The organism is Proteiniphilum sp. (assembly GCF_034927365.1).
Lineage (GTDB): Bacteria > Bacteroidota > Bacteroidia > Bacteroidales > Dysgonomonadaceae > Proteiniphilum.
The window spans coordinates 485700-511979 of sequence record NZ_JAYFQD010000013.1; the positions used below are offsets into that span (position 1 = coordinate 485700).

Here is a 26280-nt window from a genome sequence, read left to right on the forward strand (position 1 = left end):
TCTTTTCTGATAACGTAAAAATAGGCTTTTTTGTTTATTAAAAGATGGATCGTGTATTTTTTTGCACTAATTTTGACGATAATTATGGAGAAAATGAAAAAAATTGCGTTAGTTACGGGTGCCACATCCGGGATTGGGGGGGCCGCTGCTTTGAAATTTGCAGGAAATGGTTTCGATGTAATCATTACGGGAAGAAGAGAAGATCGGTTAGATCTGTTGAAGATGAAACTGGAAGAGACCGGTTCACGTGTATTGGCTCTTTGCTTTGATGTACGGAATGAAAAAGAGGTGAATGCTGCTCTTGTAAATTTGTCATCCGAATGGGAAAGTATAGATGTATTGGTCAATAATGCCGGCCTGGCTGTAGGTCTGGAGCCTGTTCAGGAAGGTGATAGTATTGACTGGAACCGGATGATCGATACCAATGTAAAGGGATTGCTGTATGTTACCCGTGTTATTTCGCAAGGAATGATTGCCCGTAAAAGTGGACATATTATCAATATCGGATCCATTGCCGGAAAAGAGGTCTACCCCAACGGAAATGTCTATTGCGCCACTAAACATGCTGTGGATGCATTGACAAAAGGGATGCGCTTCGATCTGCTTCCTCATAATATAAAAGTGACCCAGATTTGTCCCGGTGCGGTAGAAACGGAGTTTTCCATAGTCCGTTTTCATGGGAATAAGTGCCGGGCAGATAAGGTGTATGAAGGGTATGAGTGTTTAGTGGCCGACGATATCGCGGAATGTATTTGGTTTGTTACTAGCCGTCCTCCTCACGTAAACATTAATGATATGGTTGTGATGCCTACTGCTCAGGCGTCGGCTTCAGTTTTTCATAAATCATAGAATATGGTAAATAAAAAATATATTCACAATGAGAAGAATTTATATCCTTTTATTTGTTTTGCTTATGACAAACCTACTTGTTGAGTCGCAGGAGAATATCACCTATCAGGTGCCGCCATCAGAGATTCTGGAACTGGTCGATATTGAGAGAGCTCCTTCGGTCAATATGGACAGTAAAGGCGATCAGATGCTCTTTTTATACAGGAATACCTTCAAGACGCTTTCAGATCTTAATCAACCGGAAGTGCGATTGGGTGGTCTGCGTATTAATCCGGATGTCAATATATCAAGCACCGTTACCTATATAAATAATATTCGTTATAAAAAAACAACAGATAAAGATGTATTGCAGATAGAAGGATTACCTACCAATCCGTTAATAGCCAATATCTCTTTCTCTCCCGATGAAACTAAACTTGCATTTACCAATACGGTAGCCAACGGAGTGGAACTGTGGATTGCCGATCTGAAATCATTGCAGGCAAAAAAAATGACGGATGCAGTAGTAAATGCCAATGCGGGATTTCCTTATAGTTGGTTCAATGATGGTACCGGCGTTTTGATCAGAATTCTTCCTGAAAATTGTCCGGAATTGATTGATACCCAAAAGTCTTTACCGGAAGGGCCGATTGTCTCAGTCAGTAACGGACAGATTTCACAAAACCGTACTTATCAGGATTTGTTGAAAAATCCGGTTGATGAGGCAAACTTCGAGACTTTGATGACTTCTGAGCTTTATAGGATTGGACTGGATGGATCGAAGACGAAATGGAAAGGGGCTGGGATGTATATCGGACAGTCATTCTCTCCCGACGGAAAATATCTGTTGCTGACCACTCTTCGACGTCCATTCTCATATATAGTTCCCTATTACAGCTTTCCGAATGTGACGGAAATCTATTCTGCTGATGGGAATTTTATAGTTAAATTTGACGAACAGCCATTGCTCGATAACCTTCCGATAGGATTTATGGCTACCCAGGAAGGGAAGCGTGGTATCTACTGGCGTGCTGACAAACCGTCGACTCTCTATTGGGTGGAAGCGCTTGATAAAGGTGATCCGGAAGTGAAAGTTGATTTCCGTGATGAGGTATTCGAGCAGGATGCTCCTTTTTCTGGAACACCCCGTTCGCTGGTAAAAACTATAAACCGTTATGCGGGTATTACCTGGGGAAACGATAAATATGCTATTCTTCGTGACCGCTGGTGGAATACACGTAATCAGAAGATGTATCTTTTTAATCCGTCCGATAACAGCCAGTCCCCGCAAATCCTTGTCGACCGTAATTACCAGAATGTGTACGATGATCCCGGTTATCCGCAGACTGCGAAGAATGTCCTCGGTACTTATACGTTGCATATGGACGGAAATTCGATCTATTTCTTTGGAGATGGTTTCACTGCAGATGGACAGTTTCCGTTTATCGATGAACTGGATTTGAAAACATTGAAAAGGAAGCGAATATATCAATCTGCCTATACTGACAAGGTAGAAGAGTTGATCACATTTATCGATAGTAAAAAAGGTACAGTGATTACCCGAATCGAATCGCCGACGGAATATCCCAACTATTATATCCGTAATATTAGAAATAAACGGGTACCAGAACCGTTGACAGTCTTTGAAAACCCATTCATAAGCATTGAGAAGGTTTACAAGGAAGTAATCAGTTATAAGCGTCCTGATGGCGTTGAACTTACTGGTACATTATACCTGCCTGCCGATTACGACAGGGAGAAAAAGGAAAAGCTGCCGATGATCATGTGGGCATATCCTACCGAATACAAGAACCGAAGTAGTGCAGGACAGACTACTGCCAATCCCAATTCGTTCACTTACCTGTCGTATGGCAACCCTATTTACTGGGTAACCCGGGGTTATGCGATCCTGGATGATGCTGCTTTTCCCATTGTAGGGGAAGGAGACGAACAACCTAACGATACTTTTGTGGAGCAACTTGTGGCCAATGCCAAAGCGGCTATAGATGCCGTGGATGCATTAGGATATATCGACCGTAGGAGGGTTGCAGTAGGAGGTCATTCCTATGGCGCTTTTATGACGGCGAACCTGCTTACCCATTCCGACCTGTTTGCTACCGGTATTGCCCGTAGCGGTGCATACAACCGTACGCTCACACCGTTCGGTTTTCAGGCAGAAGAGCGAAACTACTGGGTTGCTTCCGATACTTATAATACTATGTCGCCTTTTATGCACGCCGATAAAATGAAAACGCCTTTACTCCTTATCCATGGGGAAAGCGACAATAACTCTGGTACACATACGATGCAGAGTGAACGTTATTTCCAGGCGTTGAAAAGTTTCGGAGCGCCTGTACGCCTGGTAATCCTGCCGAAGGAGAGCCACGGTTATGCTGCCCGGGAAAATATACTGCACCTCTTGTGGGAACAGGATCAGTGGCTGGAGAAGTATTTGAAAAGTGAATAGGTAGACAGGTAGGGAGATCTTGGGAGACAAGGAGAGTGGGAGAGGCTTCTAAACTTCAGACTTCTTAGTTCCCAGTTCTAACTTCTAATTTCTAAAAAATTATAATCAATGAGAAGAAAAGACCGTGAAATGGATCGTAATTGGGGATTACAGGTGATCGACCGTACTCCTTTTGCCGTACTTTCAATTACCGATACCAATGGTGATCCCTATGCTATTCCGTTATCGGTGGCCAGGGATGGTGAATATCTCTACTTCCATTCAGCAAGGAGCGGTACGAAAGTGGATCTGTTTCAATCGCAACCTTTGGCTTGTGTAACATTCGTAACCGATGTAAACGTACCGGAACTGCTTTCTGACGAAGAGATGGAGGAGATGCGCACGAACGAGGAGAAAGCCGGAGATATTGGGAGTAAGGTATTTACCACAGAATTTGCCTCGGCAATTGTATATGGTAGGATTGAACCTGTCACCTGTGATGAAGGAAAATACCGCGCATTAGAGGTGATCTGTCTGAAATATACCCCAGATAAGATGGCACTGTTTGACATGGCCGCTACATCGGGAATGAAACACACAAATATCTACAGCATTGCCATAGATCGAATCACCGCCAAACGGAAAAAATATGATGACGAAGGCAAGGAGATGAAGTGGGGTAGGTCTACTTCGGGATAGTAAATTCGATCTTGTCGCCGATGCTTATTCCGTGCCGGTTTGCGAAGCCTGTATTTACCTCTACTACATAGAGTGCCGGTTTCGTCGATGCGTAATTCCACTCTTTCAACGGAGTGGTATTTATATGGATGGTTACGATTTCTTTATTGGCATCTACAAAAATGATATCTAACGGGATATAGGTGTTTTTCATCCAGAAACTCTGCATCTCTTCTGTACGCTGTAAAAATAACATTCCCGCGTTCTCCGGTAGAGAGCGCCGGTACATTAATCCTCTTGCCCGTAGTTGGTCGTTATTGGCCACTTCAATTTCGATACCGGCCAGTGTGTCGCCATTCTGGTGACTTGTGAAGATTAGCTCACCCTGCTTACGGAAGGGGATATTCATCGCTTCCGGTTGTGTTGATATTTCAGGTTCAGATCCGGATCTTAGTAGAAAGTATATTGCTAATCCAACTACGGCAACCAATAAAATGATCAGATATAGATTCCTGCTACTTTTATTTTTCTTTGACATGCTACTTTTATTTTCGTTATTTATAAAGGCGATAAGTCACGTTGTGATGATCTATTCAAAGGTATAAAAAAAATGAAACAAAATGGTTTCAAACCAAAAAGTTTCAAACTAAAAAGTGAGACGGTTATCTCTTTGCATCTTGCAACCGCTGTCCCGATACGGGAAAAACTACCGGCTTACCCGATACGGGATTGGTTTTTACGATCACTACCGTATCATAAACACTCTCGATATGTTCATATGTGATCACCTCTTCGGTTGTTCCCTGACAGAAAGTCGTTCCATCTTTCATCATCATCAGGAAGTTGCAATACTCGGCGGCAAGCGACAGATCATGAAGGATCATCATTACGCTCAGCTTCATCTCTTCGTTTAGTCGCTGAATCAGGTCCATAAACTGCATTTGGTGGGTGATGTCGAGGTGAGAGGTGGGTTCGTCGAGCAGTAATAGGCGGGGATGCTGCGATAGGGCACAGGCAATATTGGCCATTTGTAGTTCACCGCCGCTTAATTCTGTCATCGATTTGTTGCGCAGACGATAGGTATTGGTCAGATGCATATAATGGTGTGCTATTTCGATATCTTCTTTCTTGTCGAAGAACTGAAATTGTTGACGGTAAGGGAGGCGTCCCATCAGCACATATTCTTCTACCGACAATTCCGCCATTTCGGAGAATTGGGAAACGATCGCAATCTTTTGTGCCTTCTCTTTCCAGGTAAGCTTAGACAGGTCGATCCCCTCAAGCAGGATATGTCCTTCTTTCAATGGTAGCGTTCCGGATATCCCCTTAAAGAGCGTGGTCTTCCCCGATCCGTTTGGTCCGATGATCCCGGCAAATGATTCTTCCCTGAGCGACAAGTTGATATCATGCACTCGGAAACCGCTGCCATAACCGCAAGAGAGATTTTGTATGTCGAGGAAACTTTTCATTTTTTTTAAATTACCAATTACCAGAAAACTAAAAGTGAAAAACTAAAGAACTAATTTCATCACATCGTTACATCATCTAATCACTTTACGTCTCAAATTGGCCAGCAGCACGATGAATACTATACCACCCACGATACCGGTAATGACTCCGATGGGTAGTTCATTAGGTGAAATAATGGTACGTGCCGCCACATCACACAGGATCAGAAAAATACCGCCGCTCAGGAAAGATGAGATTAGCAGTATACGATAATCTGTTCCTACCCACAAGCGTACGATATGAGGAATGACGAGTCCCACGAATCCGATCACTCCTGCTACGGCAATGCAAGCTCCGGTAAGTAGTGATGTGAGGATAAAAAGGATACGGATCACGCTGTTGGCATTAAACCCGAGATGTCTGGCTTTATCTTCTCCAAGTCGTAATGCGTTGAGAGGCATCGCAAACAGGTAGGATATGATCAGGCAGAACAGGGAAAGAGCAATCATTACGATGATCAGGGTATTGTCCGATTCGTTGAGCGATCCCATCATCCAGAAAACAATACTGTGGAGATTATCTCTGGAAGTAATAGACATGAGAAACATCATCAATGAGGAAGAGATAAAGCTGATCATCACGCCGATAAGCAGCATCCGGTTGACGCTGAGTCCCCCTCTTCCGAGACTAAGGGTATATACAAGGAATATGGTAACAAAAGCGCCGATAAATCCTGCGAATGGGAGAAACAATATATTGAGCAGATACAGTCCTGATACGATGGCAAAAGTGATCCCCAGCGATGCGCCTCCGGAAATTCCGAGGGTGTACGGTTCTACTAACGGATTCCGGTAAATACCCTGTAATATAGCTCCCGCCAGGCTAAGGCTGCCACCAATGGTCAAACCGAGCAATGTACGTGGGATACGGATGAATGCCAGTGCGCCGTACTCCATGCTCTCCTTTTCGGAAAGAATACGTGGGATCTCGCTGATCCTTATAGGAATTTCCCCCATTCCCAGCGATAGCATGAAGGAGCCCAGTAACGCTACGATAAGTAGCAGTACATAAACACCCCAAACCCATTCTTTTCGTTTCATCCTTGAAATTACAGGTTGATCAATTGATCCATCACTTTCATTGTTTCAACAAAGGTAATAGGAGTCGGTTGGCAGGCGATCTCCGAATCGATGATGAAAATTTGTTTCTTTTTGCTGGCTTTCAATCCAGTGTACCTCTTCCATGTTTTCAATTCCTCTTCTCCCACAATACCCATGGTAGCAATAAATATATAATCAGGATTGTTTGCGATAACAAATTCGCGTGTAACAGTACCTTGTGTCAGCTTCCCGGCAATATTTTCGATCCCCATCAACGTCATATAGTCATTCATAAATGTATTTGAGATAACGGTGAATAACGGATCAGCTCCGATTTGAAAGAACATTTTCTGGCCTCTTTTATGTTTGTTCTTTTCCGCTATTTTTTCGATGGTATGTTTACTTTCCTCTACCATGATAGCCGCTTTTTCGGTTTTGCCGATCAGTTCACCCAATTGAAGAAACTGCTCACAAATATCATTGAAAGATTTCGGGGATTGGATCGTCTCTACTCTTATTCCCATTTTTTTCAACAATTCCGTATCTTTGGGATCGGTAAGCCCCGATGCCAGTACCAGGTCGGGTTTGAGGCTGATGATCTTTTCTATATTCGCTTTTATGACTGACGATACGATCTCTTTGTTATCTTTTTTAGCCGCTTCACAATAGCTGGTACATCCTACCAGCTTGTCCTGCGCTTCCAGATAATAAATGCTTTGTGTAAATGAGGGTGCTAATGATACAATACGCATATAGGATTGCCCCTGCACAGCAAATGTAATAAGTATATATAAGAACAGAAATATTTTTTTCATTTGTTGTTTGAATTTAGAACTTAGAAGTCCGAAGTTTAGAAGTCTTGGTTCTTCACTTTCCCACCTATCAAGTTGCAAAGGTAACAAGAAACGTTCGAAATAGTTTAACTTTAGAGGAAGGGTTTTTCTATTCTTGAGATTTGATGTAAAGAGAGTGACTGAAATTTTGGCAGGAATTTTGACAGTTTCCATCCTCATCGATTGCTTTTTTTGGCAGAAAAGGTATTTAAGTAAATTTGGCACAGAATTCGCATTGAGGTAATGTCAATTAGAACAATAACATTAATTATATTAATATCAATTTTAGTAGTATGAACATTAAACCATTGGCAGATAGAGTGCTGGTAAAACCGGCAGCTGCGGAAGAAAAAACAGTGAGTGGAATTATTATCCCCGATACGGCAAAGGAAAAACCACTGAAAGGTGAAGTGGTCGCTGTAGGAAAAGGTACAAAAGACGAAGAAATGATCGTTAAACAAGGCGATAAAGTGCTGTATGGTAAGTATGCAGGCACTGAAATTGAAATCGATGGTGTACAACACCTCATCATGCGTCAGTCAGACATTTTAGGAATCATCGAATAAACACCAGGTTAAAAGATTGACTTGGATAGGTGGGAGGTCGATTCAATCAGATCACTTTTACTCGCTTTCATTCAATCTGTTTGACTAAAAACAAATAACAAATAAATAAAAAACGAAATAAAATGGCTAAAGAGATTAAATTTAACATGGATGCCCGCGATCTTCTGAAGAAAGGCGTGGACGAATTGGCAGATGCCGTTAAAGTAACATTAGGTCCCAAAGGCAGGAATGTAATTATTGATAAAAAATATGGCGCTCCCCAGATTACCAAAGACGGTGTAACCGTTGCTAAAGAGATCGAATTGGATGATGCTTTTCAAAATATGGGAGCACAACTGGTGAGGGAAGTAGCCTCTAAAACCAATGACGATGCCGGTGACGGAACAACTACCGCTACCGTTTTAGCACAATCTATTATTGGTGTAGGTTTGAAAAATGTGACTGCCGGTGCCAATCCTATGGATCTGAAACGTGGTATCGATAAAGCTGTGGCGACTGTGGTCGAAAACATCAGAACTCAGGCTGTAGAAGTAGGTAATGACTTGAAGAAGATTGAAAACGTTGCTAAAATTTCTGCGAACGGTGATGAAACCATCGGTAAGCTGATCGCTGAAGCGATGCAGAAAGTAAGCAAGGAAGGTGTGATTACAGTGGAAGAGTCGAAAGGTACCGATACGTATGTAGATGTGGTGGAAGGTATGCAGTTCGACCGTGGATATATCTCCCCCTATTTCGTCACTGACACAGAAGCGATGGAAGTAGATTTTGAAAATCCGTTGATTCTTATCCATGACAAAAAGATCTCGGCTATCAAAGAACTTCTTCCTATTCTGGAAAAAGGAATTCAAACCGGTAAACCATTATTGCTTATCGCCGAAGATATCGACTCCGAAGCACTTACTACTTTAGTGGTAAACCGTTTGCGCGGATCGTTGAAAGTCGCTGCTGTAAAAGCTCCCGGATTTGGAGACCGCAGAAAAGAAATGCTGGAAGATATTGCCATCCTGACTGGTGGAGTAGTGATTTCGGAAGAGAAAGGCCTGACTTTGGAAAATGCAACTCTCGACATGTTGGGTAGCGCAGAGAAAGTGACTATCGATAAAGATACCACTACGATTGTAAATGGTGAAGGCGAAAAAGAAGCCATTAACAATCGTATCGGACAAATCCGTTCACAAATTGAAAAAACTACATCCGACTACGATCGTGAAAAACTGCAGGAACGTTTGGCTAAACTGGCAGGCGGTGTAGCAGTACTTTACGTGGGTGCTCCCTCTGAAGTGGAAATGAAAGAGAAGAAAGACCGTGTAGAGGATGCCCTTTCAGCAACTCGTGCTGCCGTAGAGGAAGGAACTGTTCCTGGTGGTGGAGTAGCCTATGTACGTGCTATCGAAGCGCTCGAAGGCTTGAAAGGAGAAAATGAAGACGAAACTACCGGTATCGAAATCGTGAAACGCGCTATCGAAGAACCGCTTCGTCAGATTGTTTCAAACGCAGGAAAAGAAGGTGCCGTAGTAGTACAGAAAGTACGTGAAGGCAAAGGCGATTTCGGTTACAATGCTCGCTACGATCATTATGAAAACCTCTATGAAACAGGCGTGATTGATCCGGCTAAAGTAACCCGTGTTGCTTTGGAAAATGCTGCTTCCATTGCCGGTATGTTCCTCACAACTGAATGTGTTATTACCGATAAGAAAGAAGACCACCCGGCTCCAATGCCTCCTATGGGTGGAGGAGGAATGGGCGGCATGATGTAATCCTTGTATAGATTATATTGATACGCTATAAAGGCGGATGGCTGAAAATGAAAATTGAAAGTCATCCGCCTTATTTTTTGTTAGAAAGAAAGATGAAAAAGTGCTTTTATTTCAATTTATTATTTTACATTCCTGTTTAATTATTGTTATTTTAATTATTTAATTATCAATAATATATAGTGTTAAAAAAGAGGGGAAAAGTAACGAAAATGTAACAGAATTCAGACAAATATATCGTACTTTTGCGCAAGATTTTTGTAAAGATTTAGCTTAATTAAAACAGGATTGAAAATTAAAACATTGAATTTATGGTAAAAAGATTGAAGTTTTTAGCTGTAACTCTTACTTTAATGATGGGAACTGTGATGCAGGCTCAGGTGACTACTTCCAGTATGAGTGGACGTGTCACAGATGTTGACGGAGTCGTGATCGGAGCAAGCGTTGTAGCTACACATGGACCTACGGGAACAGTGTACGGAGTGAGTACCAGAACCGACGGAACATATAATTTGCCAAATATGCGTATAGGTGGACCTTATACTTTGGTAGTATCCTATATTGGGTATCATACGGAAACTTTCAGTAATATAAATCTTTCTTTAGGAGAGGATTTCGTTTTGAATATCTCCTTGAAAGAGGATACACAATTATTGGACGAAGTTGTTGTTATAGGGGAAAGAAATCCTATTATTTCCGGGAACAGGACAGGTGCTCAGGAGATCATTACCCGTGAAAAAATGGACAAACTGCCAACGATAAACCGTTCGCTTACAGATTTTACAAGACTAACGCCGATGAGCAGTGGTAGTAATTTTGGCGGAGTATCTTATCGCTTCAATAATGTTACCGTTGATGGTGCTTCTTTTAATAATTCATTCGGATTAAGTTCGTCTCTTGGGGCTTCCGGGACTGAACCTATTTCTTTGGAAGCTTTGGAGCAGGTACAGGTGATGATTGCTCCCTATGACGTCAGAAATGGTGGATTTACTGGTGCAGGTATCAATTCTGTAACCAAATCAGGTGCGAATGATTTTCATGCCTCAGCATACATATATACAAAGAGTCCTTCTATGATGGGGTATCGTATTAAGGATGAAGTTTTAAATGTTTCCGAGTTTTCTAACAAACAATATGGGTTTAGTCTTTCAGGAGCATTTATCAAAAATAAATTGTTCTATTATATCAATGCTGAAATTGATCGTCAGGAAACTCCGATTACTTACACAACAGCGAACTCCGCAGTAGATGCAATTGTACTACAAGATCTGTCGAATTTTCTTCAGACGAATCTGAATTATAACCCGGGCAGTTTCGATTTAACGAAACGAAATACTCAGGCCGACCGTCTTACCGCACGGGTAGACTGGAATATCAATGTGAAGAATGTGTTGAGTTTAAAGTATTACTATTTAAAATCATTCAATACGAATAATCCTTCTACTTCGGGAACTCCGCTGAATGGACGTGGTCCGAATGAATATGCGATTCCTTATACTTCGTCGTTTTATAGAGTAAATAACAACTTCAATATATTGATGGCCGATCTGAATACCATTATTAACGATAATATGAGTAATTATCTCAAGATAGGTTATTCGAGATTACGTGATTTCCGTGATATGGATGGAGGCTTTTTCCCGCAGGTAGACATATTAAATGGGAGCGGACAGGCTTACACAACATTTGGAACTGAAGCGAATTCATATAATAATCAGTTAGATACGGATATCTGGCAAATACAGGATAATTTCATCATCAATCTGGATAATCACCAACTCACCTTTGGTACACAGAGCGATTACAGGGCCTTCAGAAATGGTTTTGCACAGAATTATCCCGGTTCATGGGTCTTTGCTTCTGTAGACGACTTCAAATTCAATGTGCTAGCAACGAGAGATTATTTATCACGCAATAACGGAAGTATAAAAGGTTTTGATATTCGTACTTTTGATCCTACTACTTACGGTTTCGCTTCTACTGTAACCGGGTTGTCAAACTCTACTACATCCGGAGGCGCTGCGACAACTTATCAACAAAAGTATGCAATTGGCGATCAATTTCCTTTCGCCGAAGTAAATGTATTCCAGATAGGACTTTATGCACAGGACAAATGGAAGATAACAGACAAATTGAATGTTACATTGGGTTTGCGTATGGATATTCCTGTCTTTGTGACAGACCTGCCAGAGAATGAAGCGGTAGCTGCTGAGACCTACCGCGATGGAATTAAGATAGATGTATCCAAACTCCCCTCTGCGAAGCCTCAATTTTCTCCTCGCTTAGGATTTAATTACAACCCGTTGGATGACTCATCATTACAATTACGTGGTGGAACGGGATTGTTTTCCGGAACACCTCCGTATGTCTGGATTAGCAATCAGGCTGCCAATAATGGTGTATTGTTCGGAGATATTAACTATGGTAAACCTGATGAAAAAGCTTCTCTGGGTTTTACCGGTGATTTAGATAGCTACAAACCGGCAGCCGGTAGTGCTACCAGGGCTGACCTTGCTGTCACAGCACCCGATTTTAAATATCCTAATTTGTGGAAAAGTAATGTCGCCGCAGACTATAAATTCCTCGACGGCTGGATCGCTACCGTTGAACTCCTTTACTCTAAAGATTTAAACGCTATTTATCATGATAATATCGGATTGATGGAAACAGATAAGTTCGTGAAGGAAGGTTCACAGAATTTGCGTCCTATGTATAATAGAAGTTATTATAGTGATCAACCCGGAAATAAAGAGGCTGGAAATAATGTGGTGATGTTGCGTAATACGAATAAAGGTTATTCATTCTATACTACCCTTCAGTTGCAGAGAACTTTTTATGATGGAGTCCTTGAGGGCTTGTATGTGAATGGATCATATTCTTTTGGATCGGCAAAAAGTGTAACGGATGGAACATCATCAGTAGCCACTTCTGCATGGCGTTATCGTCCTGCCATCGACCCGAATGCTGAAGAGCTAGGATATAGTGCAGGCGCATTCGATGGACGGTTGTTGCTGTCAGCTTCCTATACTATGAACTGGGATAAAAATGCTGCTACTAATATCGGTTTGATTTATCAACGCTATCGTCCTTTCCGTTATTCTTATACTTATAACGGTGATGTGAACGGAGATTTAAGGGGAGAAAACGATTTGATATATATTCCTAAAGATGCAAATGATATCAATATCGTGTTGGAACGTGACAGAAATGGCAATTTAGTTGATGACAGAAGTATTGACGATGTGCGGAAGCAAATAAATCAGTTTATCAATCAGGATCCTTATTTGAGTAAGCATAGGGGAGAGTTTGCGGAACGTAACGGTGCCAAGGCTCCCTTTGCGAATCAATTGGATTTTAGTCTCTATCATGATATCAAAGTTATACACGCCAATGGACGCCCTCATACCTTGCGTTTCAGTTTTAATATACAAAATTTCCTGAATCTTTTGAACAGGAATTGGGGTGTACAACAAACAACAGTGCTTGGGGATCAACAATATCAATTCCTGAAAGTCACACAAACACCTTCAGCAACCAATAATTATGAGGCTGGATTTACCATGCCGTTAAGTACTACTAAACAGGTGATTGAAGAAACATTCAAGGATAATTTGTCAAATGCATCTCGCTGGCAAATGCAATTTGGTTTAAAATATATTTTCTGATTAGAGTATCCAAAATTAATCAATAAAAAACCCACCATCCGTGGGTTTTTTATTGATAGTGTGTTGTACATGATTAATAATTTATACTTTCAACCATCGGCTAAAACTGATGACTTATTATACCGGAATCAGTCAAGATGTGGTTTCAGGGAATTTACCCAAGCCTCTACCCGGCTGTCAGTTTTGTTGCCTTCGTTGTCCTCATCTAACGGTAATCCGACGAAAACTCCATTGCGTAGTGCCTGAGAGTCGTCGAACGTATATCCCTCCGTAGATACTTCTCCGACGAAAGTACAACCAGTCTTTGCAAACTCATCATAAAGGATGCCGAGTGCATCGACAAAAGTGTCAGGATACCCTTCCGCATCACCCATTCCGAATAAAGCAACAATTTTGCCTGTCAGATCGAGTTTCTTAATCTGTGGGAAGAAAGAATCCCAATCATCCTGCAATTCTCCGATACTCCAGGTAGGAGCCCCCAGAAGAAGTACACCGGGCTCCAATAATTCCTCAGGAGATACATCGGCAAGGTCTTTTAATACGGGTGAATAAGAGGCCAGCTTTTCAGCGACTAGTCGGGCTGCGTACTTCGTATTACCGGTACTTGAACCGTAAATAATAGCTATTGATTTCATACGATTTGTTTTTTATTAAAATGTATGGATTGTAAAGTATAGACTTTTAGAACCAAGATTTTTAGAATCAAGACTTTTAGTCTTGGTTCTTGACTCTATTACCTTTGCTCTTATTGAATTTTTTACAAAGTAACATGATTCCTTTAGATATTACAATGACCAAAAATGATTATTTTTTACTGAAAAACTATCACTATTGGGGATTGATATTATTTATAATTGATAGTAATTTTGCGTTCCTTAAAAAAAGGGTTTATACAAAATAACATAATAGAATGAAGATTACACATTTATTTTTATTATTATTTGTACTGTTACGTATATCCGATGTTTTTTCGCAAGCACAGAACAGTGAAGGAACGCTCTCCGGGAACCTCCTATCGCTCAGATGGTACATTTGTGGTGAAAAATATTCCTGAAGGAAAACAAACGATAGTCGCCCAATATGTGGGATACAAACCGCAGGAGATCGAAGTATCGGTAGATGCCGGAAAAGAGAAAGAAATCCGGTTTGAATTGGAGGAGGATATGTTTAACCTAGAACAGGTGATGGTTACCGGAACACGGACGCCTCACTATGTAAAGAATGTGCCCATTCGTACCGAAGTGGTTACTTCACAATTGTTGAGGACCAAGAACGCCCAGAATATCTTTGAGGCATTGGAAGCGGTTCCCGGTCTCAGGGTTGAAAACCAGTGCCAGTTTTGTAATTTCTCCATAGTACGTATGCAGGGATTTCAATCAATATAAATTATTGATCCGGGAAGCGATAAACACTACTCGTACAATTCCACTGCTAAGGATAAATTTTCGTGCCCGGTTTTTGTCGAGTGCATTTTTTAATTTCGGTTTTTCAATTAAAAATTTGGATGAAAAGAAAAAAAGAGGTTAATTTGTTTTTCAATACCCCGTAATGAAAATCCGGTTATAATAGATGGTTTCTATTGATTTAGCTTGGAGAATTTTTATAGAAAAGAATCTCGGATATATCTTATATTTTATATAGATCCAAAGACGCATGGAAAGTGAAAAACTACTTTGTGATGTGTGGTGAACGAAGTTCTGATCATCTGCCGGTGGTTATGGATATAATAGTCCGATAAATAAATGAATATACATTAAGCAAGTCATACAAGATGAAAAAAATTATTCTACCTCTCTTCATTTTTTTATTTTTTATAGCCAACAATATTTATGGCAAAACCATCGAACTTACATCTCCCAATAAGGAGATTAAAGTATCTATCCGGATTGGCGATAAAATCTATTACTCGGTATTTTACAATAATGATCTGTTGTTGGAAGAATGCCATATGCAGCTCTCTTTGAGCGATCGTGTTTTAGGTGAACAGCCTAAATTGAAAAAACAGAAACAGCTATTGATCAATGAAACATTAAGTCCCATAGTACCTTTGAAATATGCCTCGGTTAACAATCACTATACTCAGCTTACACTGAATTTCCAGGGAGATTATGGCGTAGAGTTTCGTGTGTTTGATGATGGGGTCGCCTATCGATTCATTACGAATTACAAAGATGAAACGATTGTGATGGGTGAAGACTTTGCGATTAACTTTCCTACCGATTATCTGGCCCATATGCAACAGCAGCATGGCTTTAAAACCGCTTATGAGGAACCTTATACCCATATCCGGACAAAAGATTTTCCATCGCAGGAACGCAAAATGTGTGTACTGCCTCTTTTGTTGGATACGGAAAAAGGGTATAAGATACTGATCTCGGAGTCTGATTTGTCCGATTACCCGGCTATGTTTTTACAGGGTACTACCGGAAACGGTATGATATCTACTTTTCCAAAAGCTCCTCTTGAATTTGGGGAAGATGGCGATCGTAGTCTGAAGATATTGAAAGAGGCTGATTATATTGCAAAAACCTCGGGGAAAAGGAATTACCCGTGGCGTTATTTTGTGATTACCAAAGATGATACACAGATATTAGAGAATACAATGACCTACAAGCTGGCTGCCAAAAACGAGATATCCGAACCTTCATGGATAAAACCTGGTCAGGCAAGTTGGGAATGGTGGAACGGGGCCTCTCCTTATGGACCGGATGTGAATTTTATAGCAGGATTCAATATGGATACCTATAAATATTTCATTGATTTTGCGGCTAAATATGGGGTAGAGTATCTTGTAATGGATGAGGGATGGGCAAAATCGACACGTGATCCTTATACCCCCAATCCCACCGTTGATGTCCATGAGATCATCCGTTATGGAAAGGAGAAGAATGTAGGTGTATTCTTATGGCTGACATGGTTGACGGTGGAGAATAATTTCGAGCTGTTCAAAACTTTTGAAGAGTGGGGTGTGAAGGGCGTAAAGATTGATTTCATGGACCGAAGTGACCAATGGATGGTGAATTATTATGAGCGGGTAGCAAAAGAAGCGGCCAAGCATAACCTGCTGGTAGATTTCCATGGCTCGTTCAAGCCGGCAGGCCTTGAATATAAATATCCGAATGTGATATCCTATGAAGGAGTCAGGGGTATGGAGCAAATGGGCGGATGCTATCCCGACAACAGCATCTATTTGCCGTTTCTGCGGAATGCGGTAGGCCCTATGGATTATACGCCGGGGGCGATGATCAGTATGCAATCTGATACCTATGGAGGCCGTTCGGGCGATCGTCCCAATTCCGCAAGCATCGGTACACGTGCCTATCAAATGGCACTGTTTGTCATATTTGAAAGTGGTATTCAGATGTTGGCTGACAATCCTACGCTTTATTACCGTAACCACGAATGTGCTGAATTCATCACCCAGGTTCCGACGACCTGGGATGAGACCCGTGTCCTTGAAGCGGTTGTTGGGGAATATGCCATCGTAGCAAAACGCAAAGGTGATACCTGGTTTATTGGGGGAATGACTAACAGCAAGGAAAGGGAACGGACTTTTGAATTGTCACTCGATTTTCTTCCCAAAGACAAAACGTTACATATGACCTCTTTTGAAGATGGTATCAATGCCGGCCGGCAGGCGATGGATTATCGCAAAAAGGAAATAACCGTAGCGGCCGGTGATAAGATAACGGTTAAAATGGTGAGAAACGGGGGATGGGCAGCCAAGATCGAATGAAAATTTCTCCGGTCGATTATTGTAGCAATTAAATAAGTAGACAGATGAAACGACGTGATTTTTTGAAAACGACAGCAATCGGAGCCGGTATGATTGGCCTGGGCAACCATACTGATATTTTCGGGCTCCCGCAATATGAGCCGATAAAGAATAAACTGCCTCGTTGGCGTGGTTTTAATATTCTTGATTTTTTTACTCCGCAGCGATACGTCGCAAATCCCCGGCGGTTTGCCGATACGGAACAGGATTTCAAGTGGATGGCCGATTGGGGGTTCGACTTCGTCCGTATCCCCATCGCTTATCCCAGCTATCTGAATTATGACCCTGCTTCAGGAAAAGATATTACTCCCGAACAGACCATTGATTTCAGGGAAGAAGCGCTGGATGCTATCGAGCAGGTTGTGTATGCTGCTAATAAGTACCATCTGCACGTAAGCCTTAATTTACATCGGGCTCCCGGTTTTTGTATCAATGCCGGATTCCATGAACCCTTCAACTTATGGAAAGATGAAGAGGCTCAACAGGCTTTTTATTACCATTGGAGCATGTGGGCAAAGCGTTTCAGGAATGTTTCCCCCAACTTGTTAAGTTTCGACCTGGTCAATGAACCCTGTTTCAAGGAGGATATGAACGATCAGTTCTCTCCCTCCAAAGCGATTCCAGGTGATATCTACCGTAAGGTAGCTGTTGGCTGTCTGGATGTTATCCACAAGCAGAATCCCGACAGGCTGGTGGTTGCTGACGGAAACCACGGCGGATCGCTGGTAATTCCGGAATTGACCGATTTACCCATAGGCCAGAGTTGCAGAGGATATTTTCCACATTATATATCCCATTATCGTGCCGAATGGGTATGGAAAAATCCTGATGATGCACCGTTGCCTGTATGGCCGGGTACTATTGACGGTCAGAAGTTCGACCGTGAAGTGCTTGAAAATTTCTACCGTCCCTGGATCGATCTGGTAAAACAAGGGGTCGGCGTGCATTGTGGTGAATGTGGATGCTACAGTGAAACACCGCACGATGTCTTTCTCGCATGGTTTGAAGATCAGTTGGATATTTTGACTACCCACGGTATAGGGTGGGGATTATGGAATTTCCGGGGAACTTTCGGCCTTATCGATTCAAGGAGGAAGGACGTAGCTTACGAAGATTGGTACGGACATAAGTTAGACGGTAAGCTTTTGAAGTTGCTTCAGAAGTATTAGCTGATCATACATAATTCTCCTGAAAAGCCTTTGTCGCATGTATAAAAAGATAATCACTTATATCTTGATAATCCTATGTTTGTTAATAGGATATATCGATATTATGCAAGCCGGAAATCTTCAAAATGCGATTACTTTAAGGCCCAGAAACACCGATTACAATCAAGTAGAATTTAAAGAAGAGAAGGGAGAGTGGGTCATTATCACCAAAGGGAATGATCCTTATATCTTTTTTGATACATCCGAACCGGTTGATTTCAGTAAACAGTATATGCTTTCATTCGAAAGTTTTAATACCACTGAATCGTTACCCATGGTCATTTTTGTAGGTAGTCAACTGGATTGGGACCATCTGGTGGAAGGATATGATATCTCCCGTACAGAAGGGTGGACTTCCAATGGTTATGACTTGTCAGTTGTTCGGAAATCTCCGTCCGATCCTTTTACATCTGTCCGCATCCGGTTTGGTAACTCTGGGGAAAAATCATTGCGTATCCGGAAAATAGAACTCAGGGAACCCACGGCGCAGGAGTTGGAGTTGATAGCCAATAGAGAAAGGTGCTTACAGGAGGATGAGGCATTCTCAACCCGTTTGCGTTCATATCTGCAGAAGGATTTTTCTTCGGAGATCTTATCAGTGCATGGCACATACTACTTGGGAGAGATGGAGATCAAAGGAGTAGTGAGGGAAACAATAACGGGAAATATAGGATTGGCAGAGGTCCCACTGTGGGAAGATGCAACGCGGTTATCTGCTCCGGTAACCTTCATCCCCCTTGAAAATGGATCTTTTTCACATAGGGTTGCCCGGATGGCTGAAGATCAGCATGACCGGTTCTTGTCGGGATGGGCCATTGTCCGGAAGAAGAGTCCTTCCGGGTATGAACTGCTGTCGGCTGTACATTATGCCGATGAAATTGAACCCAGGGATCAACTCGAAAAAATGATTCCTCGTTCATTGAAAGGGATTGGAGGATGTCCGTTCGACCATCCCGATATGAAAGAACTGGGTATCGCTTCGGTTACATTTAATATTCTTCTGGATCGTATCTTATTTCTTGAAGATGCTCCCGGTCGTACCCCCTATCATTATGCCGGAAAAACATGGTATGTCGATATGGAAGGAGAACTGAAAGGTATCGACAGGGATATGAAAATTGCACAGGAAAACGGCTGGATGGTATCGGCAATCCTTTTGATACCTGTAAACCGGGCCGTAGAAAAAGATTCCTGGACACGAAGGGTTGCCCATTCGGAGGCATTGACGAGTGGCGCTTTTGCTATGCCGAATATGACTGATAAAGAAGCAGTGGAGGCTTACGCGGCAACCATGAATTTTCTGACAGAGCGTTATAGCACGCCTCAATACGGTCGTATTCATCATTGGATCATACACAATGAGATACAAAACGGCTTCTTTTGGACAAGTGCGGGAAGTAAGAGAATTGAAACATATATGAACCTGTACCAAAAGTCGATGCGATTGGTATATACACTTGCCCGTCAATATGATCCGAACGCCAAAGTGCTGATTTCATTGGATCATGATTGGTTTGTCACCAGTGATATGCGCGGTTATAAAGGTAAAGAGTTACTTGACCTTTTAGTGGAATTCTCCCATCAAGAAGGTGATTTTGAATGGGGCATTGCACAGCATCCCTATCCGCAGGATATTAATAATCCGCGTACATGGGAAGATGATAAAGCTGTATTGGATTTTAAAACGCCTTATCTTACTCCTAAAAACCTGGAAGTATTGGATGCCTGGGTATCTCAACCTCACGTTTTATTTCGTGGTAACCCCAGGGAGATACAATTTACGGAACAAGGACTGAATTCTCCTGATTACTCTGAGAAATCCCTGATAGACCAGGCTGCAGGTATGGCATATACGTGGGAGAAACTGAAAAGGATGAAGAATGTTACTGCTTACCAGTATCATTTGTGGGCGGATGCTTATGAAGAGGGAGGACTGAAATTGGGACTGAGGAAATATTATAATGCGGAAGGTGATCCCCATGGGAAGAAGCCCATCTGGTACTTATATCGATCCTTGGATACTCCCGAATATGGAAAAGTACGGGAAGCGTACAAGAGGGTAATCGGGATAGATTATTGGGACGAAGTCTATTTTGGTGCAGAGGGTTGGCAATTACTTTTTGATGGACAGACAACGAACGGATGGCATTCTTTTAACAATGAAAAGGTGCTGCCTGCATGGAGGGTAGAAAATGGAGAATTGGTGCTGAGAATAACGGATGACGGTGAAAGAGGTTGGGATTTGGTTACTGATGAAGAGTTTGAGGACTTTGATTTGCGGTTGGAGTGGAAAATATCAAAAGGAGGTAATAGTGGTATCTTTTTTGGTGTGAAAGAGGGTCCCGAATATGGATGGGCTTCCAGTACAGGTGTTGAAATGCAGGTATTGGATAATATAGAAGGTGCGGATAGAGGCGATCCGAAACATTTGGCCGGCGCGATGTATGACCTGATTGATGCTTCGAACTCATCTAAACCCAGACCGGTCGGTCAATGGAATGAGGTGCGGATATTCAAAAACGACGGGAAAGTAACCTTCTGGCTGAATGGAATTATAACCGCCCAGATCGATATGAACAGTGTCGCTTGGAAAGAGTTAGTAAACAATAGTAAGTGGAATGGAGCAGACCAATACAATGGTTCCGATTTCGGTAAATTTTCGAAAGGTAGGATTGCTTTACAGGATCATTTTGATGGAGTGTATTATCGCAATATAAGAATAAAAAGACTTTGATAGTTTTGCATCTTGTCCTTGCAATATTTTTTATAATTAAACAGTGCTATTCTATGCAATTTAAGCAGATTATAACCATGATGGTTGGCGTTAGTAAAGGTATTTTTTTTATTTTTATTATTTTATTTTCGAGTCCTGTTTTCTCCCAAACCCGTTGGCATGACCCGCTGAAAGCAGATTTCAATGTGGTTCAGAATCAGGGATGGGCAAACGAAATAGGGAAAACATACCACCGATTGCCAAACAGGGCGGAAGAGGTGGTGAGGACACCTGTTTGGAACTTATCACACAATTCTGCAGGATTAGCTGTCCATTTTTACTCCAATGCTGAAAAAATCGAAGTCAGATACCAGGTGACGGAGGGTATAGCGATGCCTCATATGCCTGCCACCGGTAAGTCGGGCGTGGATCTCTATGCTATCGACTCAGACGGGAAATGGCGTCTGGCTACAGGTAAATATAATTTTGGCGATACCGTCACTTATATTTATGAAGGTTTGGCCCAGAGCCAATACCACAAACGAGGATTTGAATACCGCCTTTATCTCCCTTTGTATAATTCTGTGAAATGGATGCAAATCGGTACTCCCGCTTCAGCGGAATTTGAATTTATTCCCACGTTAAAGGAGGCTCCTATAGTTGTGTACGGCACATCTATCGCACAAGGTGGCTGTGCTTCACGGCCGGGAATGGGATGGACCAATATCTTATCCAGGAAACTTGATTATCCGGTCATAAATCTCGCTTTTTCCGGTAACGGACCTCTCGAAAAAGAGTTAGTTGATTTGATGGATGAAATAGAGTCATCGCTTTATATCTACGATTGTCTACCCAATATGGGTTCCCTGCCATCGGAAGAAGTAGTCAAAAGAACTATTTATGGAGTAAGAAAGGTAAGAGAAAAACATAATACTCCTATTCTGTTGGTCGATCATATCGGTTACAGGAATGAGGAGGTGAATCAATCTTCCAGAGAGTTGGGAGAGAGGATGAATAACGCTTTAACCCAGGCGTATGATTCGTTGATTGATATGGGAGTGAAGAATATCTATTACTTACGCAGAGATATGATCAATTTTCCCGTGGATGGATGTGTCGACTATATTCATCCCAATGATCTGGGAATGCAGGCTTATGCCGATGCTTATGAAAAAATGATCAGGGAGATACTCAGTATGCCTGCCGGGAACTTAAAGACAACTCAGCCTGTCAGTCAGCGGAGGGAGCCTTATATATATGAATGGAAAAAGAGACACGAAAATATACTGCAGGATATTCAGCAGAAAGCTCCTTCAAAAGTGATTATCGGTAATTCCATAACCCACTACTGGGGAGGCAGTACCGAACATCAAAATGGCAGCCGTAGTTGGGAAAGCCAGATGGTTCCTTCCGGATACTTTAACCTGGGATATGGTTGGGACAGAATTGAAAATGTGTTGTGGCGGGTTTATCATGGAGAGCTTAGCGGTTATGATATGGAGGAGGTTGTGCTGATGATTGGAACGAACAATTTAGGATTAAACTCTGATGAAGAAATTGTAGAAGGCCTTCGGCTTCTTTTGAAGCAGATCAACGTTCGACAACCAAAAGCAAAAATAAAAGTGATCGGATTGTTTCCAAGACGAGATGCCGAAAACCATGTAAAAACTATTAATGAGCGCATTTCTAAAATGGTTTTATTTCATGGCTACAGTTATATGGACGTGGGGCATCATTTGCTGCAAAAGGATGGGAAAATCGATGAATCATTGTTTTTGGATGGTTTACATCCAAATGAGGAAGGTTATTTGAAGATCGTGAGTGATATCGTTACTTCTAATGCCCTGGAAGAAAAACCTGTTATCAGATTCGGTGTTATTGCCGATATTCAATACTGTGATTGTGATAAGCGTGGAAAAAGATATTACAGGGAGGCATTGCAAAAGCTGGATCAGTGCGTGGATCAACTGAATAGCGAAAAAGTACAGTTTACGGTCAATCTGGGTGATTTGGTAGACAGGGATACTCCTCGTAACCTGGATCCCGTGCTTTCCCGTTTGAATAAACTGAATGCTACTGTCTATAATCTGACTGGTAACCATGACTATGAAAATATTGATAATGAGCAGTTATATGTATTGTTGAATATGCCATCGGAATATTATTCTTTTCAACAGGCCGGTTGGCGGTTTGTAATGCTGAATACAAACGAAATCGCATCCTACTCCAATGTAAAAGATACATGGAAGGAGAAAGAACTGAAGGAAATGAAAAACAATGTGCGGAAAACTACAGGACAAGATGCTGCGGATTATAATGGAGGTGTCAGTAGCAAACAATTACAATGGTTGCAACAATTACTCGAAAAATCGAAAGATAGCGATGAGAAGGTATTGATCTTTTCACACCATCCTTTAGGTTGTGTGAAGGGATTGACAGCATTGAATGATCAGGATATTGTATCGATGGCTTCTAAATTCAGTTGTGTGAAAGCACTTATCGCCGGGCATCACCATGATGGCGCCTTTTGTGAAGTGGAGTCATTGCCTTCAGTTGTGGCGGAGGGTATGATAGAAACCGAAGATCAAAATGCCTACGGCATTATTGAGTTGTTTCCCGATAAACTGGTTCTTCAGGGATATGAGCGAATGACATCAAGGGTGATACACTTTTAAAAATAATTTTTTGTCGGTTTTCGCTAAAAAGAATATCTTTGGGAAAATTTATAAATATGAGAACACTAAGGGTACCAAAGCAGAATGTTTCACAACTTGAAACGGTTTTTGATAAGATAAAAATACTTCATGAGGCAGGTGCGGCAGCACCTATCGATCAGGTAAACTGGAAAGACGATTTCCCTAAAAGTCTGCCCGTTACTGTGCGTGTAGCACATGATGGGGAAAAGTTATATCTCTATTATACTGTCATAGGGGAAGCTGTCCGTGCAGTGAATACCGGAGATTTCGGGTCGGTATGGGAGGATAGTTGTGTGGAATTCTTTATGCAGCGGGACGGGGAAAGTGGATATTGCAATTTCGAATGCAATATATTGGGAGTATTGCTCTCCAGGCGCCATGAAAGTAGAGAGAAGGGTGAGATGCAAACCTCTGAAATGCCTTTGATCCTCAGGTTTGGCACCATTTGCCACAGGTATGAAGGAGACCGGCAGGTGAGTGACTGGACTATGTATCTTGAAATTCCCAAAAAAGCCTTGGGATTTGACTCATTTGAATCACTTTCAGGGCAAAGATTAAGGGCTAATTTCTATAAATGCGGCGATGAAACCCCGGAACCTCACTTTTTAAGCTGGAATCCTATCGATCTTCCCAAGCCCAATTTCCATGTTCCGCAGTTCTTCGGATTATTGGATTTGGAATGAGAATGAGTGCATCACAACAGATGGATAATTGCAATAAAACTAAAACGGAAATATAATGGAGGAGATGAACAAACTGAAAGAGATCGTTTCTCAGTTTATAGGAGACGATGCTAATGTGGAGATAAAACCGCTTGGAAAAGGACATATCAATGATTCGTATAAAGTGGTGTCGGGTGATAAGGAATATGTGTTGCAACGCATTAATCACCATATATTCAAAAATGTGCCTGAATTGCAAAACAACATTCAGAGGGTGACGGATCACATCCGTAAAAAGTTAGGGGAACAAGGTCTCACCGACATTGATCGTCGTGTGCTTACATTGATCCCTACAAAGGAAGGAGCACTTTACTATAAAGACACAACAGGTGATTATTGGAGGGTGATGGATTTTATCAAAGAGAGCAAAAGTTACGATGAAATTAATCCTGAACTGGCATATCGTGCGGGAATGGCTTTCGGCGATTTCCAGAAAATGCTGGCAGATCTGCCGGGAGAACCACTGTTCGAAACCATACCTAATTTTCACAATATGGAAGCCCGCCTGGAGACATTCCGTGAGGCGGTGAAGGCCAACAAGGCCGGACGATTCGATAAAGTTGCCGGGTTGGTAAAGGAGATTGAGGATCGTGCCGAAGAGATGTGCAAGCCGGAAAAGTTACACCGTGAAGGTAAATTGCTTAAACGGATCAATCACTGTGATACCAAAGTGAATAATATTTTGTTCGATAATGACGATCAGGTACTCTGTGTAGTGGATCTGGATACTGTGATGCCGGGCTATGTCCTCTCCGACTTTGGTGATTTTATCCGTACCGGGGCCAATACCGGAGCAGAGGATGACAAGAATCTCGATAATGTATCTGTCGATCTGGCTATCTTCGAAGCATATGCAAAGGGTTATCTGAAGAATGCAGCTTCATTCCTTACCGATGTGGAGATAGAAAACCTTGCTTTCGGTGCAAAACTGTTGACCTATATGCAGACGGTACGTTTCTTTACAGATTATATCGATGGTGATACTTATTATAAGATTGCCTATCCTGAACATAATCTGGTGCGAACCCAGGCACAGTTTAAACTGTTGCAAAGCCTCGAGGAAAACTTTGAGAAGATGCAACAAATTATTAAAGATGCGGTTAAAAACTAAAAGTCAGAATTCAAGTCTTTGATAATTAGTAATTAGTAATTTGGTAATGGGTGATTAATAAATATATTAAACGAAAACAGGCGGTGTAAAGAAAAAATCACTATCTTTGCACCGCTTTATTTTGAGGAAAAAACGTGGCAAAATTCAGTTTGTACAAAATTTCCCTGAAAAATCTTTCTGAGGGAGTGCATACCTTTGAGTATGACTTGGATAGGAAATTCTTCGACGCTATTGATGGCGACGAAGTACGGAAAGGTAACGTGAAGGTGACAGTCAAAGTGCGGAAGACGTCATCCACTTTCGAATTTAATTTCGATCTTAAAGGGATTGTGCAGGTACCCTGTACGCGCTGTCTGGACGATATGAATTTGGATGTTGATACGCAGAACCGGCTGATTGTGAAGTTTGGTAAGGAGTATTCGGAGGAGAGCGATGAGATAGTAATCATTCCGGAAGAAGAAGGAGAGATCAATATAGCATGGTTCCTGTATGAATTCATAGCTCTGACTATTCCCATTAAACATGTGCATCCCGCAGGAGAGTGCAACAGGGTGGTCTCCTCAAAACTGCGTAAACATCGGGCAGTCAGTACTGATGATACCGATGATGATGACGGAGAGATTCCTGATGATGATTTTTCTGATGATGAGTCGCAGGACAACGATCCCCGTTGGGATGCACTTAAAGGATTGAATCTGGAAGAGAATTGAATATATAAACAATTAAAAACCAAATA

Annotated in this window: 19 protein-coding genes; 14 read left to right on the forward strand and 5 right to left on the reverse strand. The window is 41.8% G+C overall.

Annotated features, from left to right (window positions below):
• The first annotated feature begins 93 nt into the window (after positions 1–93).
• The 3 genes from VB073_RS10900 (at position 94) to VB073_RS10910 (ending at position 3973) form a co-directional block, all read left to right on the forward strand.
• Positions 94–849 (forward strand): SDR family oxidoreductase, encoded by a 756-nt coding sequence (locus tag VB073_RS10900; protein ID WP_323404199.1) that lies wholly within the window; start codon positions 94–96, stop codon positions 847–849.
• A gap of 28 nt (positions 850–877) precedes the next feature.
• Entirely contained in the window at positions 878–3295 is a 2418-nt protein-coding gene (locus VB073_RS10905) for an alpha/beta hydrolase family protein (RefSeq protein ID WP_323404200.1), read from the forward strand.
• A 108-nt stretch (positions 3296–3403) separates the two neighbouring features.
• Entirely contained in the window at positions 3404–3973 is a 570-nt protein-coding gene (locus tag VB073_RS10910; protein WP_323404201.1) for a pyridoxamine 5'-phosphate oxidase family protein, read from the forward strand.
• Here VB073_RS10910 and VB073_RS10915 read toward each other — a convergent pair.
• The 4 genes from VB073_RS10915 to VB073_RS10930 all read right to left on the reverse strand — a co-directional run bounded on the left by VB073_RS10915 (position 3960) and on the right by VB073_RS10930 (position 7316).
• Positions 3960–4490: a DUF192 domain-containing protein gene (locus tag VB073_RS10915; protein ID WP_323404202.1), complete on the reverse strand. Its 531-nt coding sequence runs from the start codon at positions 4488–4490 to the stop codon at positions 3960–3962. The two genes, VB073_RS10910 and VB073_RS10915, sit on opposite strands and share 14 nt — an antisense overlap.
• Before the next feature lie 124 nt (positions 4491–4614).
• The gene (locus tag VB073_RS10920) at positions 4615–5421 is read right to left on the reverse strand and encodes an ABC transporter ATP-binding protein (protein ID WP_323404203.1); all 807 of its coding nucleotides are present in this window, start codon (positions 5419–5421) and stop codon (positions 4615–4617) included.
• A gap of 72 nt (positions 5422–5493) precedes the next feature.
• Complete coding sequence (locus VB073_RS10925) at positions 5494–6501, reverse strand: iron ABC transporter permease (protein ID WP_323404204.1); 1008 nt, start codon at positions 6499–6501, stop codon at positions 5494–5496.
• An 8-nt stretch (positions 6502–6509) separates the two neighbouring features.
• Positions 6510–7316 (reverse strand): helical backbone metal receptor, encoded by an 807-nt coding sequence (locus tag VB073_RS10930; RefSeq protein WP_323404205.1) that lies wholly within the window; start codon positions 7314–7316, stop codon positions 6510–6512.
• Positions 7317–7627: 311 nt separating this feature from the next.
• On the opposite strand from VB073_RS10930, the gene VB073_RS10935 reads away from it, so the two are divergent.
• From VB073_RS10935 to VB073_RS10945, 3 genes are all read left to right on the forward strand, one after another.
• On the forward strand, positions 7628–7900 hold the full coding sequence (locus tag VB073_RS10935; protein ID WP_323404206.1) for a co-chaperone GroES: 273 nt from the start codon (positions 7628–7630) through the stop codon (positions 7898–7900).
• A 122-nt stretch (positions 7901–8022) separates the two neighbouring features.
• Positions 8023–9657, forward strand: coding sequence for a chaperonin GroEL (groL, locus tag VB073_RS10940; protein ID WP_323404207.1), 1635 nt, complete (start codon positions 8023–8025; stop codon positions 9655–9657).
• Between the two features lie 392 nt (positions 9658–10049).
• The gene (locus VB073_RS10945) at positions 10050–13319 is read left to right on the forward strand and encodes a TonB-dependent receptor (RefSeq protein ID WP_323404283.1); all 3270 of its coding nucleotides are present in this window, start codon (positions 10050–10052) and stop codon (positions 13317–13319) included.
• Between the two features lie 128 nt (positions 13320–13447).
• Here the strand turns inward: VB073_RS10945 and fldA are convergent, their stop codons facing one another.
• Complete coding sequence (fldA, locus tag VB073_RS10950) at positions 13448–13954, reverse strand: flavodoxin FldA (RefSeq protein WP_323404208.1); 507 nt, start codon at positions 13952–13954, stop codon at positions 13448–13450.
• A 351-nt stretch (positions 13955–14305) separates the two neighbouring features.
• Between fldA and VB073_RS10955 the strand changes: the two genes are divergently transcribed.
• The 8 genes from VB073_RS10955 (at position 14306) to VB073_RS10995 (ending at position 26254) form a co-directional block, all read left to right on the forward strand.
• Positions 14306–14704 carry a carboxypeptidase-like regulatory domain-containing protein gene (locus VB073_RS10955; RefSeq protein WP_416349528.1) on the forward strand — a complete coding sequence of 133 codons (399 nt, stop codon included), beginning with the start codon at positions 14306–14308 and terminating at the stop codon, positions 14702–14704.
• 386 nt (positions 14705–15090) lie between these two features.
• Positions 15091–17055 (forward strand): glycoside hydrolase family 97 protein, encoded by a 1965-nt coding sequence (locus VB073_RS10960; protein WP_323404209.1) that lies wholly within the window; start codon positions 15091–15093, stop codon positions 17053–17055.
• A gap of 44 nt (positions 17056–17099) precedes the next feature.
• Entirely contained in the window at positions 17100–18263 is a 1164-nt protein-coding gene (locus VB073_RS10965) for a glycoside hydrolase family 5 protein (protein ID WP_323404210.1), read from the forward strand.
• A gap of 103 nt (positions 18264–18366) precedes the next feature.
• A complete protein-coding gene (locus VB073_RS10970) occupies positions 18367–21036 on the forward strand; it encodes a DUF5722 domain-containing protein (protein ID WP_323404211.1) in 2670 nt (889 codons plus the stop codon).
• A gap of 53 nt (positions 21037–21089) precedes the next feature.
• A complete protein-coding gene (locus VB073_RS17465) occupies positions 21090–23690 on the forward strand; it encodes an SGNH/GDSL hydrolase family protein (RefSeq protein WP_416349529.1) in 2601 nt (866 codons plus the stop codon).
• Positions 23691–23746: 56 nt separating this feature from the next.
• The gene (locus VB073_RS10985) at positions 23747–24394 is read left to right on the forward strand and encodes a carbohydrate-binding family 9-like protein (protein ID WP_323404212.1); all 648 of its coding nucleotides are present in this window, start codon (positions 23747–23749) and stop codon (positions 24392–24394) included.
• 64 nt (positions 24395–24458) lie between these two features.
• The gene (locus VB073_RS10990; protein WP_323404213.1) at positions 24459–25544 is read left to right on the forward strand and encodes an aminoglycoside phosphotransferase family protein; all 1086 of its coding nucleotides are present in this window, start codon (positions 24459–24461) and stop codon (positions 25542–25544) included.
• 134 nt (positions 25545–25678) lie between these two features.
• Entirely contained in the window at positions 25679–26254 is a 576-nt protein-coding gene (locus VB073_RS10995) for a DUF177 domain-containing protein (protein WP_323404214.1), read from the forward strand.
• Positions 26255–26280: the final 26 nt, after the last annotated feature.